Source organism: Streptomyces sp. NBC_00335, from assembly GCF_036127095.1.
Classification (GTDB): domain Bacteria; phylum Actinomycetota; class Actinomycetes; order Streptomycetales; family Streptomycetaceae; genus Streptomyces.
Genome location: NZ_CP108006.1, coordinates 6,129,414 through 6,153,998, shown reverse-complemented (window position 1 = coordinate 6,153,998; position 24,585 = coordinate 6,129,414). Strand labels below are relative to the sequence as shown.

Genomic DNA, 24,585 nt, shown 5'->3' with positions numbered 1-24,585 from the left:
TGATCGAATAACGCGCAATAATGCCCGCGTGATCATTGACGACGGGATCGTGCTCCGGCAGGCCGAGGAGAAGGACGCCGGCACGCTGGTGGCGCTGTACGACCAGGCCGCCCGCTGGATGGCCGCGCACGGGATCGAGCAGTGGAAGCCCGGCGAGAAGGACCCGGCGCACTTCCGGGCGGTCATGCGCGAGGGCGAGGTGTGGCTCGCCTCGGACGGCAACGGGCACGCCGTCGGGGCGTACGAGCTGTGGTGGTCCGACGAGGACGCCTGGGGCATCCAGCCGCCCGTGGCCGGCTACGTGCACCGGCTCATGGTCGAACGCGAAGCCGCGCCCGCCGGGGCCGGCCGGCGGCTGCTCGAACACTTCGAGCGGCGCATCGCCAGGGCCGGCCGCGAACGGGCGCGGCTGGACTGCGTCTCCACCAACCCCCGGCTGGTCGCGTACTACCAGTCCGCGGGCTACCGGGTGGTCGGGGAGTTCCCCCACAAGGAGGGCAAGGACGGGCGGGTGTACGGGGTGATCCTGCTGGAGAAGCGGCTGGACCAGCTCACTCTGGTCAACTCGGCCTGAGCCGCCTGCCGGCCGGGCTCACCCGGCCGGCTCACTCCGCCGGACTCAGCCCCGCTTGAAGACCGCAGCCGTGCGGGCCGGGACGGCGAACTCTCCCTTCGCCGGGTCGTAGGCCGCCTGGCGGACCACCGGATCGGTACCCGAGGCCTGGACCGGGTGCAGGGCGTAGGCCGTGCCCGCGAGGGCCGGAACACGCTGGGTCAGGGCGGTGGGGGCGGCGTTGAAGACCACCACCAGGTCGCCCAGGGTCATCGTGATCACGCCCGGGGTCTCCTCGGGTCCCGACAGGGGGAAGGCCAGCTTCGCCTGGACCGCCGCGGTGGTGGTGAGGGCGAAGGCCGGTTCCGTCGTACGGATCTTCAGCAGGTCCCGGTACGCGGACGAGGCGCCGCCGATCTCCGCGCAGCCGGGTGCGGGCGCTGCCAGCAGGGGCTTCGCGTAGGGCCACTTCGCGCGGTTGTCGGCCGCCGGGGGCAGGCCGCGGCCGAAGCCGTTGCCGTCCTTGCAGTCCCAGTGGATGGCGTTGAACCAGTCCCCGCTGTCGTAGGAGTTGCGGTCCAGGGACTTGGAGCGGAGCAGGTCCGTGCCCGCCTGGGAGAGGGCCGGGCCCTGGGAGAGGGCCGCCACGGACATGGCCAGGACCTGGGCGCGGGACCGGTCGGCCGTGGAGGTGCCCTCGGGGAGCTTGAACGCCAGGGCGTCGAAGAGCGTCTCGTTGTCGTGGGCGTCGACGTACGCGAGCGCGTCGCCGGGAGCCGCCGCGTACCCGGCCGGGGCTCCGTTGTAGTCCACTTCGGAGCCCTTGACCGCTCGGCCGGTGGAGTCCGTGAAGGCGTACGCGGCGAGGTTGCCGGTCAGCCCGACCTTGATCAGGTCCTGGTCGTGCAGGAGCCGGACGCGCTGCTGCTCCGCGGTGCCGTTCGCCGGGGAGGCGTTGGGGGCGGTGAACAGGCCGGAGGCGAAGCCCTGGACGCGCGGGTCCTCGTCGAAGGGGCCGCCGCCGCGGACCGCGTCGCGGGCCCGGTCGGAGAAGGTGGCGATGCCGGTGCCGGCCATGTTCTGCTGCGTGGCCTGCACGAAGCGGGCGTCGTCGGCGACCTCGCCGAAGTTCCAGCCTTCGCCGTAGAGGACGATCTTCTTCCCGTCGACCCCGTCCTTCTGGAGCGTCAGCGCGTCGAGGGCGGCGCGCACGGCCAGGATGTTGGCCTTGGGGTGGTGGCCCATGAGGTCGAAGCGGAAGCCGTCGACCTTGTACTGCTTGGCCCAGGTGACCACCGAGTCCACGACGAGGCGGCCCATCATGGCGTTCTCGGGGGCGGTGTTGGCGCAGCAGGTGGAGTTGGCGACGGAGCCGTCGGCCAGCAGCCGCTGGTAGTAGCCGGGGACGATGCGGTCGAGCACCGACTTGTCGGACTGCCCTGCGGCCACCGTGTGGTTGTAGACCACGTCCATGACCGTGCGCAGGCCCGCGCCGTTCAGGGACTGGACCATGCGGCGGAACTCCACCGTGCGGGCCGTGCCGTTCGGGTCGCTGGCGTACGAGCCCTCGGGGACCGTGTAGTGCAGCGGGTCGTAGCCCCAGTTGTACGCGTCCTTCGCGGCCGCGAAGGCCACGCAGGCCTGCTGCTCCTCGGAGTCGGGGGCGTAGACCTTCAGGTCGCAGGCGGGCTCGGTGCGGTCCCCGGGCTTCTCGGGGATGGTGCCGATGTCGAAGGCGGGCAGGAGGTGGACGTACGAGGTGCCGGCGGCGGCCAGCTCGCGCAGGTGGCGCATGCCCGCCGAGGCGGTGTCCGTGAAGGCCAGGTACTGGCCGGGGTGGGTGCTGGTGGTGTCGGCGACCGAGAAGTCGCGGATGTGCAGCTCCTGGATCTGCGCGGAGGTGAAGGGGACGGGCGCGGGCTTCTTCAGCTCGCGCCAGCCGGCCGGGGCCAGCTTCGGATCGGCGAGGTCCACGGCCAGGCTGTACGCGGAGTCCGTGGTCAGGGCGGTGGAGTACGGGTCGGTGACCAGGTTGCGGACCACCTGGCCGGTGCTCGGGGCCCAGACGGTGACGGCGTAGCGGTAGCGCTTGCCGGTCCAGTCGCGGTCGCCGCGCACCGACCAGACGCCGGTGGCGTCGTCGCGGCGCATCGGGACGGTGCGGCCGTCGAGTTCGAGGCTCACCTGCTGGGCGGTCGGGGCCCACACGGAGAGGGTGGGGCGGCCGTCCTTGAAGACGGGGCCCAGGGCGGCCTTCTCCGCACCGGTCGCGTAGAGGTCGTCGAGGACCCCGGCGAGCTGGACCCCGGTGGCGGCGAGGACGGCGCCGTTGGCGGCGCGGGCACTGGCCACGAGCTGGCCGCGCAGGGCTTCGCGGACGCGGTCCCGGTCGCGCGGGTCGACCGTGTAGGCGGCGTACGCGGCCAGGTGCGGGTACTTCTGCTTCTGGGCGGCGGTCAGCTCGGTCTTGGCCAGGCGCAGCCACTGGGCCCGGCCGGTCAGGGTGCCGTTCTCGGCCTTGACGGCTCCTTCGCGGGAGGCGAGGAGCTGGAGCGAGGCGGCGGCGGGCGGGGCGTTCCAGGCGACGGTGTCGCGGTCGATCCAGACGGCCTGGGCCTTGGCGAGGTCCAGGGCGGCGGCGCTGCCGGCGGGCTGCGGGAGGAGGTACTTCTCCTTGCCGCCGAGCATCCACACCTCGTGCCCGTTGCTCTTCAGGTCGAGCGACTGGTCGGAGGGGAGGTCCTTGGCGTCGCCGTTGTGGAGGATGTAGCTGAGGCTGGTGGCTCCGGCGGCGAGGGGGACCTCGTAGACGGCGCCGTAGGAGTCGGTGCGGGTGGGGAGGATCGGCTTGGACCAGTCGGTGGGCGCGGCCGCTCCGGTCCAGACGTGCAGGCCCCAGCCCTCGTAGGCGCCGTCGGGGCGCTGGTAGTGCAGGACGGCCTTCGACTGGTCCTGCGGCGGGTAGGCGGGCCGTTCGGTGCGGACGGGCTCCTTGCCCTGTTCCAGCCAGATCTCGCCGGTCTTCGTCACGTCGATGGTGCGGTCGGTGGCGACGTCCTTGGTGCCGTTCTTGTCGATGACGAGGTAACTGACGCTGCTCGCACCGGGCTTGAGCTTGACGTAGGCGAAGGCTCCGTAGGCGTCGCGGCCGGTGAAGTCGTGGCCGGCGGGCCAGGGAGTGGCTTCGCCCTCGGCGAGGTCGCCCCAGGCATAGAGGCGCCAGTCGGTGTAGTCGCCGTCGGGGCGGTTGTAGTGGACGACCGCGTAGTCGCGCTGGGTGGCGGTGGGGACCTCGGCGGGCGGGGTCTGCCCGGTGGCCGACGCGGCGAGGGCGCTCGCGGTGCGGCCGGCGGAGTCGACGACCACGGCCTTGTAGCGCAGCGGGGTGCCGGCGGCGGTGGCCGGGTCGATGAACTGGGTGACCTTGTACGGGGCGTGGTCGGCGGAGCCGAGGACCTGCCACTTGCCGGTGCCGGTCTGGGCGGCGAAGACGACCCGGCTCAGGGGGTCGCCGGCGACCTCGGCCGAGAGCTCGACGGTGCCGGTGGCTCCGGGGGCCGGGGCCTTGAGGGTGAGGGTGGGCTGGGTGGTGGGCTTGGCGGCCGGGGCGATCGCCTGGAGGACGACGGAGCCGAGGGCCGGGACGGGGACGGTGAGCTTGCCGGCGGCCGAGGCGCGCAGGAGGGCCGTGCCGCCGTAGAGGGTGCGGTACTGGGTGCCGGCCGGGGCGTCGAGTTCGATGGTGCGGGACTCGGCGGCGTTGTTGACGGCGACCAGGTATTCGGTGCGCGTGCGGGTGTCGGTGCGGGCGAAGGCGTAGGCCGACCCGTTGGAGAAACGTTCGCTCTGGACGCCGTCCCGGAGGGCCGGGTGGTCCTTCGTCAGCTTTGCGAGAGCACTGATCTGCTTGTAGAGCGGGTGCTCCGGATCGTAAGCATCGCTCGCGTGTGTGCGCGCTGTTCCGAGCTGGTCGTCGTCCAGGTAGTCGGCCGCCTTGGAGGCGAAGAGCGGCTGGCGGGCGTCCTTGTCCCCGCCCGCGCCGGTGAAGCCCTGCTCGTCGCCGGAGTAGATCACCGGGTTGCCGCGGGAGAGGAACATCAGCTCGTTGGCCAGCCGGTAGCGGTCCAGCAGCTCCTGCTCCCCCGCCCCCGGCCGGTCCTGCTTCAGGAAGGTCCCGAAGCGGCCCATGTCGTGGTTGCCGAGGAAGGTGACCTGCTCGTAGGCGTTCGCCTTGTCGGTGGTGTACCGGTAGTCGTCGCCGAAGACCGAGGCCAGCCGGCCGGCCTCCGCGCCCTGGGCGGCGTACGAACGGATCGCCTCCTGGAGCGGGAAGTCGAGGGTGGCGTCCAGGCGGCCCCGGGTGACGTACGGGGAGGTGATCGCGGTGTCGGCGGAGTAGACCTCGCCGAACATGAAGAAGTCCTTGCGGCCCTGCCGGGCGGCGTACGCGTCGAGGGCGGTGGCCCACTGGGTCCAGAAGCCGGTGTCGACGTGCTTGACGGTGTCGATCCGGAAGCCGTCGACGTCGAACTCCTCGACCCACTTCTCGTAGATCTCCTCCATCCCCTCCACGACCTCGGGACGCTCGGTCCACAGGTCGTCGAGGCCGAAGAAGTCACCCTGGTCGGAGGATTCCCCGGCGAAGGTGGAGTCGCCCCGGTTGTGGTACATCGTCGGGTCGTTGAGCCAGGCCGGGACCTTCAGGTTCTTCTTCGCCGCGGGGACGAAGGGGGTGCGGGGGAAGGAGTCCGTGTCGGTCTTCGGGAACTTCCCCTGGCCCCCGGAGGCCGCTCCTGAATCGAACCCAGTGGAGTCCTCGAACGGCACGCCGTCCTTGGTCAGGTACGGGAAGGCGCCCTTGGACAGGTATCCGTAGGACGCCTCCCGGTAGTCGACGACGTCGGCGGTGTGGTTGGTGATGACGTCGAAGAAGACCTTCATCCCCTTCCTGTGCGCCTTGTCGATCAGCCGCTCCAGATCGGCGTTGGTCCCGAAGTGCGGGTCGACCTGGGTGAAGTCGGTGATCCAGTACCCGTGGTAGCCGGCGGAGACGTCCTTGCCCGTCCCCTGCACCGGCTGGTTCTTGAAGATCGGCGCCATCCAGATGGCCGTGGTGCCGAGCCCCTTGATGTAGTCCAGCCGGTCGGTGATCCCCTTGAGGTCCCCGCCCTGGTAGAAGCCCTTGTCCGTCGGGTCCAGGCCGGTCTCCAGCCGGGAGCCGGTCAGACCGCCCCGGTCGTTGCGCGGGTCGCCGTTCGCGAACCGGTCCGGGAGCACGAAGTAGAACTGCTCCCGGGTCAGGTCGTGCCGTGCGGACTCGGCCGCCAGTTTGGCGTCCGAGGGCGGGGCCGGTGGCGCCTTGGCGGCGGCCGCCGCGGCGGCGGGAAGGGCGGGCAGGAGCGTCACGGCCAGGGCGGCTGCGAGCACTCGCGCGGCGCCTGCGAGGGCGGGGCGTATCAAGGCGGATCTCCTCGGGTGCGGGACGGGGTGGGGCGGGAGGGTCAGTTGCGCCAGGTGTCGGTCAGCGTGACCTTGCCGTTGGCGGGGACCGTGGCGGAGCGGTTGGCTCCGCTCTCCCAGGTGACGTTCCCGGCGGCGTCCTTGCGGACGTACTTGTAGGCGAAGACGGTGCCGGGCGGGAGCGTGACGTCGAGCTTCCAGACGGGATAGGCGGCCGGGTCGAGCTTGAGCGCGGCGCCGGTGTTCCAGCTGCCGAGCTCGGCGCGGTCACCGGTGACGTAGATGTTCTGGCCGATGACGGTGGTGGCGTTGACGGCGAAGGAGGCACCGGCGGTGGCGGGGGTCGTGGTGGGGGTCGGCGTCGGGCTCGGCGTGCCGCTGCCGCAGCTGCGGGCACCCACGTGCAGGGCGACGGCCGTCCCGGCCCCGAGGGTGGCGGTGAACCGCCCGGAGGAGTCCACGGTCACGGTGCGGCCGCTCTGCACGTCGCAGTAGTCGCCGCCCGCGAGGGAGGTCTGGAAGGTCCGGGTCAGCGCCGAGCCCTCGTGGTTGATCGCCACGTAGGCCTTGGCACCGCGCCCGAAGGCGACCTGGTCGCCGCCGTTGTCCCACCAGTCCGTGACGGCCTGGCCGCGCGCGGAGTTGCGGAAGCCGACCATGGAGGAGATCTCCTGCCAGGCGTGCTGGCACTTCCACCCGTCGGTGTAACAGGCGTTCACGGTGCCGCCGTTGGGCGGGCCGGCGTCGCGGTCGGTCCACTCGTAGCCGGAGTGCACGTCCGGGGAGCCGTAGGGCCAGGCGAGCATGAAGACGTTGGCGAGCGTGTAGGCGGACCCGTTCTTGTAGCTGAGGGTGTCACCGCCGCGCTCGGTGTCGTGGTTGTCGACGAAGACGGCGGACTGCCCGGAGGACATGTACCCCCAGGCCTCCCCGAAGTTCTTCAGGTTGGCGAGGTTCTCGTTCTGGAAGACCCGCTTGAGGTCCCGCGCGTAGCGGAACTCCTGCACGTCTCCGCTGCCGAGGTACTCGGAGGGCGAGACGGCCTCGCCGGCGCCGTGGATCGCCTCCTGCTTCCAGTAGGCGTTCGGGTTCGTCATCCGCGACTTGATGTTGGCCAGGTCGGCGGCGGGCATGTGCTTGGCGGCGTCGATGCGGAAGCCGTCGACACCGAGGGAGAGCAGGTCGTTGAGGTAGCCGGCGATCCGCCCGCGCACGTAGTCCTCGCCGGTGTCCAGGTCGGCGAGCTGGACGAGCTCGCAGTTCTGGACGTTCCCGCGGTCCTGGTAGTTCGATATCGAGGACCGGCAGTCGTCCATGTCGGCGCCGGAGTAGATGCCCGGGTAGTTGTACTTCGTGTACGAACTCCCGCCCGTTCCGGTGCCGTCGCCGGCCGCCATGTGGTTGATGACGGAGTCGGCGACGACCTTCACACCGGCGGCGTGACAGGCGTCGACCATGGCCTTGAAGGCGGTCCGGTCGCCGAGCCGTCCGGCGATCTTGTAACTGACGGGCTGGTACGAGGTCCACCACTGGGCCCCCTGGATGTGCTCCTGAGGGGGCGACACCTGGACGTAGCCGTACCCGGCGGGCCCGAGGCTCTGCGAGCAGGCCTTCCCCACGGAGTCGAACCGCCACTCGAACATGACGGCGGTGACGTCCTTCTCACCCGGGGCGGCGGCCATGGCCTGGGGAGCGGACCCCCCGACGAGGGCGAGGGCGGTCACGGCGGTGACGGCGGATACGGAGAGCAGCGCGGCGGCGGCTCTGGCGGCGCGGGCACGGGTGGGCATGGGGTGTTCCTCCTGGCGGAGAGGCGCAGGACCGGGTGGGGACCGGTCACGGCCGAGTTGGGGATTGCAGCGACCGTAGGTGCCGGACGGGGGCGCTGCAAGACCTTGCGCAAGAGATTGCAGAATTGTTTCCGGGTGGGGTCGGGGGGTGGGGGGTGGGTTGGGCTGCGGGCCGGTCCTTGGCTGCGTGGGTGCCGGGCGGCGTCCCGGCAGTCGAGCGTCCTTCCGTGGTGGGACGGTCCGTCAAGGGCGCTCCCTGCGGTCGCGTCGCTTCGCGATGGCCTTCGGCCACCCTTGACGGACCGTCCCACCACGGAAAAACACAAGACTTCCGGGATCCCCCCGGGGAATGGCCGGGGGGAGGAGAGGGGAGGGGCGGCCTCGTCTGAGATGCGCAGCCCCCTCCGGCCGGAGGGCATCTGGACACCGATCCGGCAGGACCGTGACCTCAGCCGGTACGGACGCGCGGGGCGATGCGGGCATCCAGGGCCGGGCGTCTGGGCACCCTTCCCGTGACCGTCGACCGCCACCCAGAGCGCAAGGTGGACGAGAAGGACCTCAGGGGCGGTGGGCGCGACAGATCGCTACACAGTCCCACTCAGCTTAGCGACTAACGACCGTCTGTGGCTGATCTAGACGGGGGCATGGGTACTTGGCTGTGGTGGTCGGTCTGACGACGTGGGGACGACGATACGGCTGTCAGATGACGTCCCAGGGGACCGAGGCCCAGGCCCTGTTGAGGACATCGGTCAGGACCGAACCCTCGTCGGAGAAGACGAATTGGTCGATGGAGGCCAGAGGCTGGCTGGGGCAATGAGAGTTGTTCGCTGCGGCGGCTCGAAGTGCCGGAAAGTCGTCGACTGTCAGCCGACGGGTCGACCACATGGCACCGATACGGGTCAGGCCGGCCTGGAGCAGCTGCATGGTGATGCCGGGCAGCACGGGGGCCTCGGGCCACAGCACCTGCTCCCCGTCCCAGAACGACGCGTTCCACACCGAGCCCTCGCGGACGAACCCGTCCCGGCCGACGAACAGGACATCGTCGAAACCCGCCTCGCGGGCCTGGAGCCTCCCGTAGGTGAGCCCCATCGTCGCCACGTGCTTGAGGTGCGGCAGGTCGCGCTCATACGTCGCCGTGCGAACGCGCAGTGCCGGCCGTGGGCTGTCGGCCACGGCGTCCGAGACCGACACCATGACGTCCGTACGACCCGCTGAGCCGACGGCGGGAACGACACTCACCCGCACCGACGCATCAGACCGGTCGCCGAGCCCGTGCCGGATGAGTGCGCGGATCCGGACGTCGTCCTGCTCGGCCGCCTCGCCGAAGAGCTCCAGAGAGGCACCGGCCAGCCGTCGGAGGTGGAGCTCCAGCCCCGGCACCGCCCCCTCGCGGACCTGCATCGACGTGAAGTGCCCGTAGTTCCACGTCGCGACCCGGTGCACGTCCTCAACCTCTGCGGGCAGACCGTTGATCTCTATGCTCAGCACTCGCGCAATGCTGTCACAACCACCTCGTCCGCCCGGACCTCGAACCTTCTCCAGATCAGCCACAGACGGTCGTTAGTCGCTAAGCCGAGCGAGAGTACGTAGCGATCTGTCGCGCCCACCGGCCCTGAGGGGCTTGTGAGCGTCCTTGCGCTCGGGGTGGCGGTCGACGGTCACGGGAAGGGTGTCCAGACGCCCGGCCCTGGATGCTCCGATCGCCCCGCGCCTCCGTACCGGCTGAGCTCACGGTCCTGCCGGATCCGTGCACAGATGCCCACCGACCAAAGGGGGCTGCGCAACTCAGACGAGGCCGCCCCTCCCAAGGTCCTCCCCCGGCCATTCCCCGGGGGGATCCCGGAAGTCTTGTGGCGTTTCGGTGTGGGTCGGTCGGTCAAGGGTGGCCGAAGGCCATCGCGAAGCGACGCGACCGCAGGGAGCGCCCTTGAGGGACCGGCCCACACCGAAAGGACACTGGACTGCCGGGACGCCCCCCGGAACCCCACGCAGCCACCGCCCAGCCCGCAGCCCAACCGACCCGCAGCACAAGCCCCCCTCCCCTACTCCCCCGGCCCCTGCCCGGTGGACCCCCGGACCACCAGCTCCGGCTGGAACACGTACTCGGTCCGCTGGACCGGGGTGCCGGCGACCGCCTCCAGGAGGGCGCCCACCGCTGCCGTGGCCATGGCGCGGACCGGTTGGCGGACCGTCGTCAGCGGGGGGTCCGTGAAGGCGATCAGCGGGGAGTCGTCGAAGCCGACGACCGAGATGTCCTCCGGGACGCGCAGCCCCCGCTCGCGGGCCGCTCGTATGACGCCCAGGGCCATCGGGTCGCTGCCGCAGACGATGCCCGTGCAGCCCCGGTCCAGTAGGGCTCCGCCCGCCGCGTGGCCGCCCTCGACCGTGAACAGGGTGCGCTGGATCAGGCCTTCGGCCGCAGCCGACGGGAGGGCGGCGATGAAACCCGCTTCCTTCCGCGCCGACGGCACGTACCGCGTAGGGCCGATGGCCAGGCCGATCCTGCGGTGGCCCAGGTCCTCCAGGTGGCGGACCGCCATCTCCGCCGCCGCGCGGTCGTCCGGGGAGATGAAGGGGGCCTGGACCTGCTCGTTGAAGCCGTTGATCAGCACGAACGGGACCCCCCGCGCCGCCAGCCGCTGGTAGCGCGAAGGGTCCGCCGAGGAGTCCGCGTGCAGCCCGGACAGGAACACGATGCCGGTGACCCCGCGTTCCTCCAGCTGCTCCACCAGTTCGTCCTCGGTGGCTCCCCCAGGGGTCTGCGTGCACAGCACCGGGGTGTAGCCGTGGCCCGCCAGGGTCTGCTCGATGACCTGGGCGAACGCCGGGAAGATCGGGTTGGTGAGCTCCGGGGTCAGCAGGCCCACCAGCCCGTTGCTGCGCCGGCGCAGCCGGACCGGGCGTTCGTAGCCCAGCAGGTCCATGGCGGCCAGCACCTTGTGCCGGGTGCCGGACGCCACGCCCGCCTTGCCGTTGAGCACGCGGCTGACGGTCGCCTCGCTGACCGCGGCCTGCGCGGCGATGTCCGTCAGCCGCAGCGGGGAGGTCATCCCCGCCACCACACCGCCGTGTCGGCCGGCAGCTCCGACGGGTCGGGCAGGGGCCCGCTCGCCAGCAGTACGGTGCCCGGCGCGGGCATCCGTACCGGCTCGGCCGTGGTGTTGACCGTGCAGGTGAAGTCCCCCCGGCGGAAGGCCAGGACGCCGGCCGGAGCCTGGAGCCACTCCACCGCGTCGCCGGCCCCCAGCTCCGGGTGCGAACGGCGCAGGCGCAGCGCGGCGCGGTAGAGCTCCAGGGTGGAGTGGGGGTCGCCGGTCTGCGCGGCCACGCTCAGGCCCGCCCACTCGGCCGGCTGCGGCAGCCAGCTGCCGCCCTCGCCGAAGCCGTACGGGGCCTCGGTGCCCGACCACGGGATCGGTACGCGGCAGCCGTCGCGCAGCCCGTCCTGCCCGGCGCCGCGGGCGAAGGCCGGGTCCTGCCGCACCCCGTCCGGCAGGTCCAGCACCTCCGGCAGGCCGAGCTCCTCGCCCTGGTAGACGTACGCGGAACCGGGCAGGGCCAGCATCAGCAGCGCGGCCGCCCGCGCCCGGGCCAGGCCCTCGGCCCCGCCGCCGTAGCGCGTGACGTGGCGTACGACGTCGTGGTTCGACAGCACCCACGTCGTCGGCGCGCCCACCGGGCGCATCGCGTCCAGGGACTCGTCGATGGTGGCGCGCAGCGCCTTCGCGTCCCATCCGGTGTTCAGGTAGTGGAAGTTGAAGGCCTGGTGCAGTTCGTCGGGCCGCAGGTACATGGCCGTCCGGTCGGCGCTCGGCGTCCAGGCCTCGGCCACGCCGATGCGGTCGCCGGCGTACTCGTCGAGGACCCGGCGCCAGGAGCGGTAGATCTCGTGGACGCCGTCTTGGTCGAAGAAGGGCAGCACCTGGTTGCCGAGCAGCTTGAGCTGTTCGCCGCGGCCGAGGTCGGGCAGGCCGGGAGCCTTGACCAGGCCGTGGGCCACGTCGATGCGGAAGCCGTCGGCGCCGAGGTCGAGCCAGAAGCGCAGGATCGAGCGGAACTCGTCCTGGACGGCGGGGTGTTCCCAGTTGAAGTCGGGCTGCTCGGGGGCGAAGAGGTGCAGGTACCACTCCCCGTCGGCGACTCGGGTCCAGGCGGGCCCGCCGAAGATGGACTCCCAGTCGTTGGGGGGCAGGGCGCCGCCGTCGCCCTGGCCCGCGCGGAAGTGGAAGCGTTCGCGCAGCGGGGACCCCGGGCCCTCGCGCAGCGCCTGCTTGAACCATTCGTGCTGGTCGGAGCAGTGGTTGGGGACCAGGTCCACGATGATCCGCAGGTCCAGCGCGTGGGCTTCGCGGATGACGGCGTCGGCGTCGTGGAGGCTGCCGAACATCGGGTCGATGGCCCGGTAGTCGGCGACGTCGTAGCCCGCGTCGGCCTGCGGGGAGGCGTAGAAGGGGCTGAGCCACACGGCGTCGACGCCGAGTTCCTTGAGGTAGGGCAGTCGGCTGCGGATGCCTTCGAGGTCCCCCATGCCGTCTCCGTTGGAGTCGGCGAAGCTGCGCGGATAGACCTGGTAGATCACCGCTTCTCTCCACCAGCCGGGCTGGGTGCCGGTGGAGGTGGGGAAGGCGTCGGCGAGGTGCTGGGTCATGTCGTCCTTGGGAGATCGGGCCGGGGGTGAGAGGGGGCAGGCACCGGGTGGTCGGCCCGTGCGCGCGGGGCTGGTCAGCCCTTGGTCGCGCCTGCCGTCATCCCGGCGACGAGGTGACGCTGGGCGAAGAGGAAGAAGAAGGCCGCGGGGATGGCGATGAGGATGGAAGCCGCGCTCATCGCGCCCCAGTTGGAGGTGTACTGGGTGACGAAGGTCTGCAGGCCGCCGGCCAGCGTGAGGTTCTCTTCGCCGACCATGAAGGCGGAGGCGTACGCGACCTCGCCCCAGGCGGTGATGAAGGCGTAGAAGCCGGTGACGGCGAGGCCGGGCTTGGCGAGCGGCAGGATCAGGCGCCAGAAGGTGCCGAAGGGGTTGAGCCCGTCGACACGGCCGGATTCGTCGATCTCGACCGGGATGGTGTCGAAGAAGCCCTTCATCATCCAGGCGCAGAACGGCACGGCGATGGTGAGGTAGGTGATCACCAGGCCGAGCGGCTGGTTCAGCAGCCCGAGGTCGCCCATGAGGTTGTAGAGCGGGACGATGAGGATGGCCATCGGGAACATCTGCGTGATGAGCAGGGTCCACATCAGCGGCTTCATTCCGGGGAACTTGAAGCGGCTGACGGCGTATCCGGTGGTGGCGGCGATGAACACCCCGAGGACGGTGGTGATGCCGGCGACCAGGACGGAGTTGCCGAACCAGGACAGGAAGGAAGTCGACTCCAGCAGGTAGCTGTAGTTGTCGAGGGTGGGTTCCTTGACGAAGTCCGTGGAGATGGCGTGCTTCGCGGGCTTGAGCGAGGTCAGCAGGACCCACAGCACCGGGAAGACGGCGATCACGGCGGCGACGGCCAGGGTGGCGTGCAGCCCGGCGGAGGCGAGCGGGGAACGCTTGCCGCGCGGGCGGACGGAGGCCGCCTTCACGGCACTCGCGGCACTCGCGGACTTCTCGGAACTCGCGGGACTCGCGGAGTTGGTCGTCACGGTCACCACACCTCTCCCTGCTTGCGCAGCGAGCGCCGGTAAACCAGCGCGAACATCGTGAGCAGCAGGAGGATCAGTACGCCCCAGGTCGCCGAGACCGCGAAGTCGCGCGGGCTCGACACGAACGCCTCGCGGAAGGCCTGGGTCACCAGGATCTCGGTGGAGTCACCCGGGCCGCCCCGGGTGAGCAGGAAGATCACCGGGAACATGTTGAAGGTCCAGATGGTGGAGAGCAGGATCACGGTCATGCTGACCGTGCGCAGTCCCGGCAGGGTGATGTGGCGGAACCGCTGCCAGGGGGTCGCCCCGTCCATCTCGGCCGCCTCGTAGAGCTCGCCGGGGATGGACTGCATGCCGCCGAGCAGGGCGACCATCATGAAGGGGACGCCGAGCCAGACGTTGACGGAGATGACCGCGATCTTGGCCCAGGTCGGGTCGTCGAGCCACGGGACGGCGGAGATGCCGCCGCCTTCGAGGATCTTGTTGAGGATGCCGTTGTCGCGGTTGAAGAGGAACCGCCACGCGAAGACGGAGACGAATCCGGGTACGGCCCAGGGCAGGATGAGTGCCATCCGGTAGGCGGAGCGTCCCCTGAACTCGCGGTTGAGCACCGTGGCGAGGCCCAGGCCGAGCGCGAAGGTGATCGAGACGCAGGCGACGGTCCACAGGACCGTCCACACCAGCCGCTGCAGGAACACCGGGTCGGCGAGGACGTCGGCGTAGTTGTCGAGTCCGATGAACTCGTACGTCGCCTCGATGTGGTTCGCGCCGATGGTGCGGCTGACGTTGCGTTCGGTGGCGTCGGTCAGCGACAGGTAGACGCCGCGGACCAGGGGCCAGCCGATGATCACGCCGAGCACGAGCACCACGGGGGTGATCATGGCCCAGGCGTACCAGTGCGTGGCGAGGGCCCGCTTCAACCCGGGACGGTTCCTGTTGTCAGTCCTGCGGCTCCGGCCGCGGGCGGCGGGACCGGTGTCAGGACCGGTCTCGCCGCCCGCGGCCTTCGCCACAGACTGGCTGGTGTGAGCAGCCATGGTTTCGTTACTTCCAGCCCTTGAGGATCTTGCGGAATTCGACGCCGGCCGCCTTGGCCGCGTCCTCCGGGCTCGACGCCCCGGTGATCGCCTTGGTGTATTCGACCTGGAGCGGCGCGAAGAGGGATCCGTTCTCCGGGATCCAGGCGCGCTCGACGGCCTTGTCCACGGCCGGCTTGAAGAACTGCACCATCTCGCTGGCCTTGACCTCGGGCTGCTCGTAGGCGGCCGTCCGGGTCGGGAGCAGGCTCAGCTCCTTGGCGGACTGGACCTGCACCTCCTGCGAGGTCATGTAGTCGACGAAGGCGTTCGCGGCGGCGATGTTCTTGGAGCCCGCGTAGACGGCGAGGTCGTGGCCGCCCTGCGGGGCGCCCGCCTTGACCGAGCCGGCCGGGACCGGGGCGATGCCGAGGTTGGCCTTGTCCTTGAACTGGTCGCCCGCGTAGCTGTCGGCCACGGCCCAGGGACCGTTGATCATCATCGCGGCCTCGCCCGACTTGAAGGCGGTCTGCATGTTGGCCCAGCCGTCGGTGGCGTTGGTGATCGCCGCGCCCGAGGTGACCAGGTCGCGGGCGGTCTTGAAGGCCTTGACGCCCGCCGCGTTGTCGACGGTGACCGTCTTGGTCTTCGCGTCGACGAGGTCGCCGCCCTCTCCGTAGATGAGGGGGAGGAACCAGTAGGAGTCGTCGCCGCGCAGGTAGAGGCCGGCCTTGCCGGTCTTGGCCTTGATGGCCGCGGCGGCGGTCTTCACCTCTTCCAGCGTCTTCGGGGGCTCGACGCCGGCGTCGGCGAGCATCTTCTTGTTGTAGAAGAGGCCCATGGTGTCGATGACCTGCGGGACGGCGTAGGTCTTGCCCTCGAACTTGCCGCTGGCCGCGGCCTGGGGCAGGAAGTCGGCGTCGACCTTCTTGGCCGTGTCCGCCGGGACCTCGGCGAGGTAGCCGAGGGAGGCGAAGTCGGCGACCCAGCCCACGTCGGCGCGGATCACGTCGGGGGCCTCGGAGCCGCTGCTGAAGGCGTTCTTGACCTTGTTCTGCGCGTCGCCGTACGGAACGTTGACGTACTTGACGGTCACCTTGGGGTGCTTGGCGGTGAACGCCTCGGCGATCTTCTGGAAGGACGCCTTCTCGGCGTCGTTCGAGGTGTCCCACCACGTGACCGTGCCGGAGAGCTCCCCGTCGGCCTTGGCGCCGCTGTTGCCGCCGTCCTTGGTGTCACCGCCGCAAGCCGTCGCCGCGAGCGCCAGAGCCGCGACCAGCGCGGTGGCCGCTATGCCACGCCGCATATGAACTCCTTCGATGATCCCGGCCGCGCCTCGCGGTTCCGAGTTGCCGAGAACGTAACAAGCCTGAAAGCCGACCGAAAGACCTTGCGGGAACTTTCTGCAAGAAGGGGTGATCGTTACATCTGCGTGTCCGGACGGTTGCCGCAGCTTGCTGTTAGTTCGAACCCTCTTCGACTGTCCGGGCCCGCAACCAGGGGGTGTGTACACGCGTTGACCCGATATGACCCACGAGTTGACCGCCTCCCGGCTTGCAAGCGCTTCCAGCAACGCCACCGCGAGCGGCGGCTGGTGGCGCGATGCCGTCATCTATCAGGTATACGTCCGCTCCTTCGCCGACAGCGACGGCGACGGGATCGGGGACCTGCGCGGGGTCCGCGAGCACCTGCCCCATCTGGCCCGGCTCGGGGTCGACGCGGTGTGGCTGACCCCCTTCTACGTCTCCCCGCAGGCCGACGGCGGCTACGACGTCGCCGACTACCGGGCCGTCGACCCGCTCTTCGGTGACCTCGCCGACGCCGACGACCTCATCCGCGCCGCACACGCACTGGGGCTGCGGGTCATCGTGGACGTGGTCCCGAACCACACCTCCGAGCAGCACGTCTGGTTCCGGGCGGCGCTGGCCGGGGAGCCGGGAGCCCGGGCCCGCTACCACTTCCACCCGGGCCGGGGGCCCGCCGGGGAGCTCCCGCCCAACGACTGGGAGTCGGTCTTCGGCGGCCCCGCCTGGACCCGGACCCCGGACGGCGCCTGGTACCTGCACCTCTTCGCCCCCGAGCAGCCCGACCTGAACTGGGAGAACCCGGAGGTCGCCGAGGAATTCTCCGCCGTCCTGCGGTTCTGGCTCGACCTCGGCGTCGACGGGTTCCGGGTGGACGTGGCGCACGGCATGGTCAAGGCCCCGGGCCTGCCGGACATCGGCCGCGGCGCGCAGGCCACCCTCATCGGCATCGAGCCGCTCCCCTTCTTCGACCAGGACGGCGTCCACGCGATCCACCGCTCCTGGCGGCGGCTGCTCGATTCCTACGAGGTCCCGCGCATCGGGGTCGCCGAGGCCTGGGCGCCCACCTCCGAGCGGCTCGCGCTCTACGTCCGCCCCGACGAACTGCACCAGGCCTTCAACTTCCGCTTCCTGAACTGCCCCTGGGACACCACCGCACTGCGGACCGTCATCGACGAGTCCCTCGCCGCCACCGCCTCGGTCGGCGCCCCGACGACCTGGGTGCTGTCCAACCACGACGTCGTACGGCACCGCACCCGCTACGGCAGCCTGGCCCGGGCGCGGGCGGCCGCGCTGCTGATGCTGGCCCTGCCCGGATCGGCGTACGTCTACCAGGGAGAGGAGCTCGGCCTCCCCGAGGTGACCGACCTCCCGGACTCCGCCCGCCGGGACCCGGCCTTCACCCGCAGCGCCGGGCAGGACGGGCTGCGCGACGGCTGCCGGGTGCCGATCCCGTGGTCCGGCGAGGAGCCCCCGTACGACTTCGGGCCGGCCGGGAGCTGGCTCCCGCAGCCGGCCGGCTGGGGCGGGCTCAGCGTCGCCGCGCAGACCGGCGACCCCCACTCCACCCTGGAGCTCTACCGCGCAGCCCTGGAACTGCGCCGCGCGATGCCGGGCCTCGGGGCACCGGAGGCGGGGCTCCCGGACGCGGAAGGGGGCGGGGCGCAGGAAGGGGCCGCGGAGCCGGGGATGCAGTGGCTGCCCGCGCCCGAGGGGGCGCTGCTCTTCACCCGCCCCGGCTTCGCGTGCACGCTCAACACACGCCCGGTCCCGCTCGAAATGCCCTCGCCCGGACGCCCCGTCCTGTCCAGTGCCCCGGTGGAGACGGACGGCCGCACCGTCCGGCTTCCCCCGGATTCGTGCACGTGGTGGTCATTGTGAACGTCCGACCGGTACAGTCCAATCCCGTGACCGCACGGCTAGCCGACATCGCAGCCCAGGCGGGGGTCAGCGAAGCCACAGTCAGCCGCGTGCTCAACGGCAAGCCCGGTGTGGCCGCAGGCACCCGTGAATCCGTGCTGGCCGCCCTCGACGTGCTCGGCTACGAACGCCCCGTACGACTGCGCCAGCGCAGCGCGGGACTCGTCGGCCTGATAACCCCCGAGCTCGACAACCCCATCTTCCCGGCGCTCGCCCAGGTCATCGGCCAGGCGCTGACCCGGCAGGGCTACACCCCGGTGCTGGCCACGCAGACGCCCGGCGGGTCCACGGAGGACGAGCTCGTGGAGATGCTCGTCGAACGCGGGGTCTCCGGGATCATCTTCGTCTCCGGGCTGCACGCGGACACCACGGCCGACATGGGCCGCTACGACCAACTCCGCGGACAGGGCGTCCCGTACGTCCTCATCAACGGCTTCTCCGACAAGGTGCAGGCCCCCTTCGTCTCCCCCGACGACCGGGCCGCGATGCAGCTCGCGGTGACCCACCTGACCGCGCTCGGGCACACCCGGATCGGGCTGGCGGTCGGGCCCAAGCGGTTCGTGCCGGTGCTCCGCAAGATCGAGGGCTTCCGCCTCGGCATGAAGGAGCGGCTCGGGCTCGGCGAGGAAGAGGTCGAGGAGCTGATCCAGCACTCCCTCTACACGCTGGAGGGCGGCCAGGCCGCCGCGGCCGCGCTGATCTCGCGCGGCTGCACCGCGGTGGTGTGCGCGAGCGACATGATGGCGCTCGGGGCGATCCGGGCGGCGCGCCAGCAGGGGCTCAAGGTCCCGCAGGACGTGTCGGTGGTCGGCTTCGACGACTCCCCGCTCATAGCGTTCACGGATCCGCCGCTGACCACCATCCGCCAGCCCGTGCAGGCCATGGGCCAGGCCGCGGTACGGACCCTGCTGGAGGAGATCGGCGGTACGCCGGCCCCGCACAGCGAGTTCGTGTTCCTGCCCGAGCTGGTCGTCCGCGGTTCGACCGCTTCGGGCCCCCAGCAGGGCCGCGGGACCGCACGCCCCTGAGGGCGCCCCTGCCGTTTCCCCTAGGGACACAAGGCCTCCCCTCGTCCCCGAGGCGGAGGGGCTGCGGCCAAGACCGTCCCAAGGGATGATCGGAGGCGAGTCCGCGTCTGGCAGACTCTTTTCCTATGGGTGAAGCGAGCGTGAAGACACTGGATACCCGGACGGACGTCTCGTCACCCCCCGTGACCGAGAGCCATGACCGCCCGGCGTCGTCCGAGCGTGCACTGCTCTCCAGGATGCGCGTCCCCCGGCGACCCCGGATCTGGTTCGAGGTCCTGCTGATCGCGGTCAGCTACTGGACCTACTCGCTGATCCGCAACGCCGTGCCCGAGCAGAAGGCGGCCGCGCTCGCGAACGCCGACTGGATCTGGAAGGCGGAGCAGGCGCTCGGCATCGCCGTCGAGGAGAGGGTCAACCACGCCGTCAATGCGGTGACCTGGCTCGTGGTGGGCATGAACTACTACTACGCCACCCTCCACTTCGTCGTGACCATCGGCGTGCTGGTCTGGATCTACCGCTTTCATCCCGGGCGTTACGCGGCGACGCGGCTCGTCCTCTTCGCCACCACGGGCGTGGCCCTGGTCGGCTACTACTTCTACCCGCTCGCGCCGCCCCGGCTGATGAACGGGCAGAACTTCGTCGACACCGTGCTGGTCCACCACACCTGGGGCTCCATGGCCTCGGGGAACCTCAAGCACATGTCGAACCAGTACGCCGCCATGCCCTCCATGCACATAGGGTGGTCGCTCTGGTGCGGGCTGACGATCTTCGCGGTCGCCTCCGCCCCCTGGGCCCGGATCCTGGGCCTGCTCTACCCGACGGCGACGCTGGTCGTGATCGTGGCCACCGCCAACCACTTCTGGCTCGACGCCGTCGGCGGCATGCTCTGCCTGGCCTTCGGCTACACCGTCTCCCGCGCCTGGTACGGCTCCCTCCCGCACCGGCTGCCGCGCCGGCCCGAGGAGACCGGCCGCCACCCGGTGGCGGCGGCCGTCCTGAACCATCCGGCGCTGGGCCGCTTCCGGCGCTGAGCCCCGGCCCCCTCACCCCTCCCGGTGGGTGATCCGGCCTCCCGACATGGTGAGCCGGACCGGCGCCCCGGCCAGCTCGTCCGCCGGAGCCTCCACCGGGTCCAGGCCGAAGGCGGTCAGGTCCGCCCGGAAGCCGGCCGCGATCCGGCCCGCCACCGCTCCCTCCCCCGCCGCCAGCGCGGCGTGCGAGGTCATGCCCTCCAGGGCCATCAGCCCGGTCAGGGCCGCCCCGGTCCAGGCCCCCGTACCGGCCGAGGCCGCGCCGTGCGGGCTGCGGGCGTCCGCCAGTACCTGGCGGGCGTCGTAGTGCGCGACGGGCCAGTCCGAGCCGAGGGCGAGCACCGCGCCGGCCTCGCGCAGGTCCCGGCAGCGCCAGGCGTGGCCGGCCCGCTCCTCCCCCAGCCGCGTGGACCACTCGTCGCTGTGGTCGGCCCGGGTGCACGAGGTGTGCGGCGGCTGCATGGAGGCGATCACGCCGAGTTCCGCGAACCGCTTCAGCTGGCCGTCCGGGACCGTCTCGATGTGCTCGATCCGGTGCCGCATGCGCCCCCGCCCGCCCAGCGAGGCCACGGTGTCCAGGACGTGGCGGACGGCGGCGTCGCCGATGGCGTGGGTCGCGGTGCGCACCCCGGCCGCGTCGAGGACCCGTACCGCCTCGCTGTACGCCTGCGGGTCGGGCCAGAAGGCTTCGGTGCCCTGGCCGTGGCAGTCGGCGTGCTCCAGCCAGGCGGTGCCGCCCTCGACGGTGCCGTCCATGAAGAACTTCACCCCGCCGATCTTCCAGTGGCGGCCGGCGAGCCGCTGGAGCCCGATCAGCTCGTCCAGGTCGTCCGCGCCGACGCCCGGCATGCACCAGGGCGACAGGTTCAGGCGCAGCGCCAGGTCGCCCTCGTACTCCGCCGTCGCGAGCAGGGCCGGTACGTCTCCGTCGCCGAGGTCCATCACGTGGGCGGCGGTCAGGCCGGTGGTGGCCATGTCGGCGAGCAGCCGGGTGAGGCGCTCGCGGCGCTCGGCGGACGTGAGCTTCGGCACGAGGGCGCCGACCAGGTCCATCGCGGCGTGCTCGACGAGGTGGCCGGTGGGGCGCCCGTCGGTGTCGCAGACGATCTCGGAGCGCTGGGCGAAGGAGCGCGGGCCCGTGATGCCGGCGGCGGCCAGGGCCGCACCGGAGACGAGGGCGGAGTGGGCGTCGTAGAGGCGCAGGAAGGCGGGGGCGCCGGCGAGGGCCTCCTCGATCAGGGCCTTGTCGACGGGGCGGCCGCCGAAGGCGTTGTGGTCGAGGCCGAAGCCGGTGACCCAGCCGCCGGGGCCCCGCTCGGCGGTGCGCAGGGCGGCGCGGAGCTGCTCCAGGTCGGTGACGGCGGAGAGGTCCGTACCGCCGGCCATCTCGATGCCCCAGACGGGGTGGCTGTGGGCGTCGGTGAGGCCGGGGGTGAGGGTGGCTCCGCCGAGGTCGACGGTTTCGGTGCCGGGGCCGCGCCAGTCGCGGACGTCGGCCTCGTCGCCGACGGCGACGATCTCGCCGCCGAGGACGGCCACCGCCTGGGCCTCGGGGCGGGCGGGGTCGAGGGTGCGGACGCGGGCTCCGGTGAGGATGGTGTCGGCAGCGGGCACGGTTCTGCTCCTTGCGGGGGTTCGGGCTGGTCGGGCCGTACGGGTGCTGCGGGCTGCGGGCTATGGGCTCGCTACCGGCGTTGCGGGCGCTGCGTGCACCGCGGGCGCCGCTGACCCGGCCGGCTCCTCCGCGAACCGCGCGTACACCTCGGGCCGGCGGGTCTTCAGGCGCTGGGCGAGGGCGAGCCCGGCGAGGAAGACGGCGGGGACCAGGGCCACGAGGACGGTGTTGACGGAGGTGGAGGCCGCGGTGAAGAGGGCCACCTTGGAGACGACCAGGCAGATCGCGACGGCCAGCAGTACGGCGGCGGCGACGGGTGCGATCAGGGTCCGCCAGGGCCCCTCGTCGTGCCGGACGCGGCTGAAGTAGACGGGTACGGCGATGGCGGCGAGCAGCATCAGGGCCATGAGGCCGATCATGCCGGGGGTGTTCACCCAGAGCAGGAGCTGCTGGTACGGGTCGGCTCCGGCGAGGGCGAAGCCGAGGACGACGACGGCGCCGAGGGCGGTCTGCGCCGCGCCCGCGAGGTACGGGGAGCCGTGGCGCGGGTGGATCCGGCCGAGGGCGGCGGGCAGGACGCCTTCCTCGGCGAGGGCGAGCGCGTACCGGTTGATGGCGTTGTGGAAGGCGAGGAGGGAGGCGATGACGCTGGTGACGATGAAGACGTGCATCAGGTCGGCCGCCCAGGGGCCCACGTAGGTGGTGATGGCGGTGAAGAAGAGACCTGCGGGGTCCTCGGCGGCTGCGGCGAGGACTTCCTCCGAGCCGAAGGCCTGGATGACGGTCCAGACGATGAAGGCGTAGAAGAGGCCGAGGAAGGCCACGGCGATGTAGGTGGCGCGCGGGATGGTCCGGTCGGGGTCGCGGGCCTCGCGGCGGTAGATGACGGTGGACTCGAAGCCGGTGAACGCGGCGAAGGCGAAGGCCAGCACGGCGGCGGTGCCGGGGACGAGCACCGCGCCGGGGGCGAAGGAGCCGGCGGAGAGGCCGTGGGCGCCGCCCTCCAGCAGGACGCCGCCCGCGAGCAGGACGAGGATGCCGGTCTCGGCGACGAGCAGGACGCCGAGCAGTTTGGCGCCGAAGTCGATGGAGCGGAAACCGCCGTACCAGATGAGCAGGAGGCCGGCGAGGGAGACGGGCAGCCAGGGGATGTCGAGGCCGGCGAGGGCCCGGCCGGTGTCGGCGGTGGTGGTGCCGAGGAGCCCGTAGACGCCGATCTCCATTCCGTTGTAGCCGATGAGGGCCAGCAGGGCGGCGCCGATGCCGACGCGCTTGCCGAGGCCGCGGGCGATGTAGGCGTAGAAGGCGCCGCCGCTGCGGACGTGGCGGCTCATGGCGGTGAAGCCGACGGCGAAGACCGCGAGGGTGAGACCGGCGAGGAGGTAGCCGGCGGGGGCTCCGACGCCGCCGAGGAGGATCGCCACGGGGGCGACGCCGGCCATGACGGTGAGCGGGGCGGCGGCGGAGACGACGAAGAAGGAGATGTCGGCGGTACCGAGCGCGCCGCGGCGCAGGTCGGTACCGGTTCCTGCGCCGGATCCGGTGCCGGATCTCGGCGGCTCGGGCGGCTGGGGCGGCTCGGCTGTTTCGGGCATGCGGGAGCACCCTTCTGCGAACGGCAGGCGGCGGGAACCCGAAAACCTAAAGGCTTTCGGTTTGCGGCAATGTAGCCTCCGGTTTTGGCGTACGGGAAGACCTGACGGCGGGAGAAATACGATGGCGCGGCCACGCACCCCACTGCTCGACCGGGAGCGGATCGGCGCTGCCGCCCTGCAACTGCTAGCTGAACAGGGGGAGTTCAGCGTCCCGCAGATCGCCCGTGCGCTCGGGGTGCAGACCGGGTCGCTGTATCACCACGTGGACGGCCGGGCCGGGGTGATCGAGCTGATCCGCGAGCGGGTGTGCGCCCGGATCGACGGCGGCCCGCTGTCCTCCGCGGAGCCCTGGGACCGGGCGCTGGAGGCCTGGGCCCGCTCGTACCGGGCCGCCTTCGCCGCCTACCCGCGGGCCATCCCGCTGCTGATGACCACCCCGGTACGGGCGCCCGCGGTGCTCGCGCAGTACGAACGGGCGGTCGCCCTCCTGCTGCGGGCCGGCTTCGCCGCCGAGCAGGTGATGCCGCTGCTCACGGCCCTGGAGAACCTGGTGCTGGGCTCGGCCCTGGACCTCGCGGCCCCGGACGCCATGTGGGAGCCGACCCCGGGCACCCCCCTGCTCGCACAGGCCCTGGCCGCGCAGGGCCCGGGCCGCGCGGAGGCCGCCTTCGAGGTGGGCCTGACGGCGTTCCTGGCGTACGGGCGGGGCCTGCGCGGCGGGGCGGGGGCGGACGCGTAGGGGAAAGACGTCGGGGTGCGCAGGCGTACTCAGCGGGCGCACGGCGGGCGCACCGCGGGCGCACGGCGGGCGCCGCGGGACGGACCCCGCAGGAGAAGAGGAGAATGGGGCGGGGAAGGACGCGTCTGCCGTCGTGGAGAGGCGGGACCTCGTGGTCGAGTACATAGCCGTGACCGCCCTGAGTCATGTCGGGCTGGTCCGCGAGCACAACGAGGACAGCTTGGTCATCGGGCCGTGGACGCTGTGCGGGACCACGACACGGAGCCCGCAGACGCTCCTCTTCCCGCTCGGCAGACCGCTCGTCGTCGCCGTGGCCGACGGGCTCGGCGGGCAGCCGGCCGGCGAGGTTGCCAGCGAGCTGGCCGTCCGGGAACTCGCCCTGCTCGGACCCACGCTGGACGGCGCCGAGGCGATCGAGGGCGCGCTGAACCTCTGCAACCGCGCGGTGCACTCCGCCACCGAAGGCCGTCCTGAGCTGACCGACATGGGGACCACGGTCGCCGGAGCCCTGGTCCTGCCGGAGTCGCTGCTGGCGTTCAACGTCGGCGACAGCAAGGTCTACCGGGTGGCGGAGGACGGGCTGCGCCAGGTCAGCGTGGACGACAGCCCGCCGCTCCCGCCCGGGCAGCGGACCACGTCGGCGGTGACGCAGACCCTCGGCGGGAGCCGCGCCGAGCACGTCCTCACCCCCCACGTGGCGACCTTCCCGCTGTCCACGGGCGACCGCTACCTGGTGTGCACCGACGGGCTGACCGACCCGGTCCCCGACGAGGTCATCGAGGAGGTGCTGCGGGCGCACGACGACGGCAAGGCCGCCTTCGAGCTCTGGAGGGCCGCCATCGAGGCCGGGGGCCCCGACAACATCACGCTCGCGCTGGTGCGGATCGGCGCGTAGGGGTCCCG

General features: G+C 71.6%; 16 protein-coding genes. 6 read left to right on the top strand and 10 right to left on the bottom strand.

Features of this window, described 5'->3' with window-relative positions; all coding sequences use genetic code 11:
• Positions 1–28 precede the first annotated feature (28 nt).
• Positions 29–574, top strand: coding sequence for a GNAT family N-acetyltransferase (locus OHA37_RS27925; RefSeq protein ID WP_266909320.1), 546 nt, complete (start codon positions 29–31; stop codon positions 572–574).
• A 45-nt stretch (positions 575–619) separates the two neighbouring features.
• On the opposite strand, the gene pulA is transcribed toward OHA37_RS27925, so the two are convergent.
• The 8 genes from pulA to OHA37_RS27885 all read right to left on the bottom strand — a co-directional run bounded on the left by pulA (position 620) and on the right by OHA37_RS27885 (position 15,756).
• A complete protein-coding gene (gene pulA, locus OHA37_RS27920; protein WP_443046224.1) occupies positions 620–6,013 on the bottom strand; it encodes a pullulanase-type alpha-1,6-glucosidase in 5,394 nt (1,797 codons plus the stop codon).
• A 41-nt stretch (positions 6,014–6,054) separates the two neighbouring features.
• Positions 6,055–7,695, bottom strand: a complete 1,641-nt coding sequence (locus OHA37_RS27915) for a carbohydrate-binding module family 20 domain-containing protein (RefSeq protein ID WP_266913137.1) — start codon at positions 7,693–7,695, stop codon at positions 6,055–6,057.
• Between the two features lie 807 nt (positions 7,696–8,502).
• Positions 8,503–9,291: an aminotransferase class IV gene (locus OHA37_RS27910; RefSeq protein WP_266909319.1), complete on the bottom strand. Its 789-nt coding sequence runs from the start codon at positions 9,289–9,291 to the stop codon at positions 8,503–8,505.
• Positions 9,292–9,845: 554 nt separating this feature from the next.
• A complete protein-coding gene (locus OHA37_RS27905; protein ID WP_266909318.1) occupies positions 9,846–10,853 on the bottom strand; it encodes a LacI family DNA-binding transcriptional regulator in 1,008 nt (335 codons plus the stop codon).
• The gene (locus tag OHA37_RS27900) at positions 10,850–12,451 is read right to left on the bottom strand and encodes a glycoside hydrolase family 13 protein (RefSeq protein ID WP_266909317.1); all 1,602 of its coding nucleotides are present in this window, start codon (positions 12,449–12,451) and stop codon (positions 10,850–10,852) included. Before OHA37_RS27900 ends, OHA37_RS27905 begins: the two co-directional genes overlap by 4 nt.
• Before the next feature lie 74 nt (positions 12,452–12,525).
• Positions 12,526–13,374: a sugar ABC transporter permease gene (locus OHA37_RS27895; RefSeq protein ID WP_266913135.1), complete on the bottom strand. Its 849-nt coding sequence runs from the start codon at positions 13,372–13,374 to the stop codon at positions 12,526–12,528.
• Positions 13,375–13,436: 62 nt separating this feature from the next.
• The gene (locus tag OHA37_RS27890) at positions 13,437–14,471 is read right to left on the bottom strand and encodes a carbohydrate ABC transporter permease (RefSeq protein ID WP_266909316.1); all 1,035 of its coding nucleotides are present in this window, start codon (positions 14,469–14,471) and stop codon (positions 13,437–13,439) included.
• Positions 14,472–14,478: 7 nt separating this feature from the next.
• Positions 14,479–15,756: an extracellular solute-binding protein gene (locus OHA37_RS27885; protein WP_266909315.1), complete on the bottom strand. Its 1,278-nt coding sequence runs from the start codon at positions 15,754–15,756 to the stop codon at positions 14,479–14,481.
• Positions 15,757–15,976: 220 nt separating this feature from the next.
• Here OHA37_RS27885 and OHA37_RS27880 point away from each other — a divergent pair, with 220 nt between their 5' ends.
• From OHA37_RS27880 to OHA37_RS27870, 3 genes are all read left to right on the top strand, one after another.
• Entirely contained in the window at positions 15,977–17,635 is a 1,659-nt protein-coding gene (locus OHA37_RS27880; protein WP_266909314.1) for a glycoside hydrolase family 13 protein, read from the top strand.
• Between the two features lie 26 nt (positions 17,636–17,661).
• Positions 17,662–18,702: a LacI family DNA-binding transcriptional regulator gene (locus OHA37_RS27875; RefSeq protein ID WP_266909313.1), complete on the top strand. Its 1,041-nt coding sequence runs from the start codon at positions 17,662–17,664 to the stop codon at positions 18,700–18,702.
• A gap of 125 nt (positions 18,703–18,827) precedes the next feature.
• Positions 18,828–19,733 (top strand): phosphatase PAP2 family protein, encoded by a 906-nt coding sequence (locus tag OHA37_RS27870; protein ID WP_266909312.1) that lies wholly within the window; start codon positions 18,828–18,830, stop codon positions 19,731–19,733.
• Positions 19,734–19,745: 12 nt separating this feature from the next.
• Here OHA37_RS27870 and OHA37_RS27865 read toward each other — a convergent pair whose 3' ends face one another.
• Entirely contained in the window at positions 19,746–21,347 is a 1,602-nt protein-coding gene (locus tag OHA37_RS27865) for an amidohydrolase (RefSeq protein ID WP_266909311.1), read from the bottom strand.
• A gap of 60 nt (positions 21,348–21,407) precedes the next feature.
• The gene (locus OHA37_RS27860; RefSeq protein WP_266909310.1) at positions 21,408–22,943 is read right to left on the bottom strand and encodes an APC family permease; all 1,536 of its coding nucleotides are present in this window, start codon (positions 22,941–22,943) and stop codon (positions 21,408–21,410) included.
• Positions 22,944–23,064: 121 nt separating this feature from the next.
• Between OHA37_RS27860 and OHA37_RS27855 the strand changes: the two genes are divergently transcribed.
• The gene (locus OHA37_RS27855) at positions 23,065–23,682 is read left to right on the top strand and encodes a TetR/AcrR family transcriptional regulator C-terminal domain-containing protein (RefSeq protein ID WP_266909309.1); all 618 of its coding nucleotides are present in this window, start codon (positions 23,065–23,067) and stop codon (positions 23,680–23,682) included.
• Positions 23,683–23,815: 133 nt separating this feature from the next.
• On the top strand, positions 23,816–24,577 hold the full coding sequence (locus OHA37_RS27850) for a PP2C family protein-serine/threonine phosphatase (RefSeq protein WP_266909308.1): 762 nt from the start codon (positions 23,816–23,818) through the stop codon (positions 24,575–24,577).
• The last annotated feature ends 8 nt before the right edge of the window (positions 24,578–24,585 follow it).

Excerpts from the sequence above, each read along its gene's own strand:
- OHA37_RS27890 (WP_266909316.1), bottom strand. The coding sequence starts at position 14,471 with ATGGCTGCTCACACCAGCCAGTCTGTGGCGAAGGCCGCGGGCGGCGAG.
- OHA37_RS27915 (WP_266913137.1), bottom strand. The coding sequence starts at position 7,695 with ATGGCCGCCGCCCCGGGTGAGAAGGACGTCACCGCCGTCATGTTCGAG.
- OHA37_RS27855 (WP_266909309.1), top strand. The coding sequence starts at position 23,065 with ATGGCGCGGCCACGCACCCCACTGCTCGACCGGGAGCGGATCGGCGCT.
- OHA37_RS27900 (WP_266909317.1), bottom strand. The coding sequence starts at position 12,451 with ATGACCCAGCACCTCGCCGACGCCTTCCCCACCTCCACCGGCACCCAG.
- OHA37_RS27870 (WP_266909312.1), top strand. The coding sequence starts at position 18,828 with ATGGGTGAAGCGAGCGTGAAGACACTGGATACCCGGACGGACGTCTCG.
- OHA37_RS27885 (WP_266909315.1), bottom strand. The coding sequence starts at position 15,756 with ATGCGGCGTGGCATAGCGGCCACCGCGCTGGTCGCGGCTCTGGCGCTC.
- OHA37_RS27860 (WP_266909310.1), bottom strand. The coding sequence starts at position 22,943 with ATGCCCGAAACAGCCGAGCCGCCCCAGCCGCCCGAGCCGCCGAGATCC.
- OHA37_RS27905 (WP_266909318.1), bottom strand. The coding sequence starts at position 10,853 with ATGACCTCCCCGCTGCGGCTGACGGACATCGCCGCGCAGGCCGCGGTC.
- OHA37_RS27880 (WP_266909314.1), top strand. The coding sequence starts at position 15,977 with ATGACCCACGAGTTGACCGCCTCCCGGCTTGCAAGCGCTTCCAGCAAC.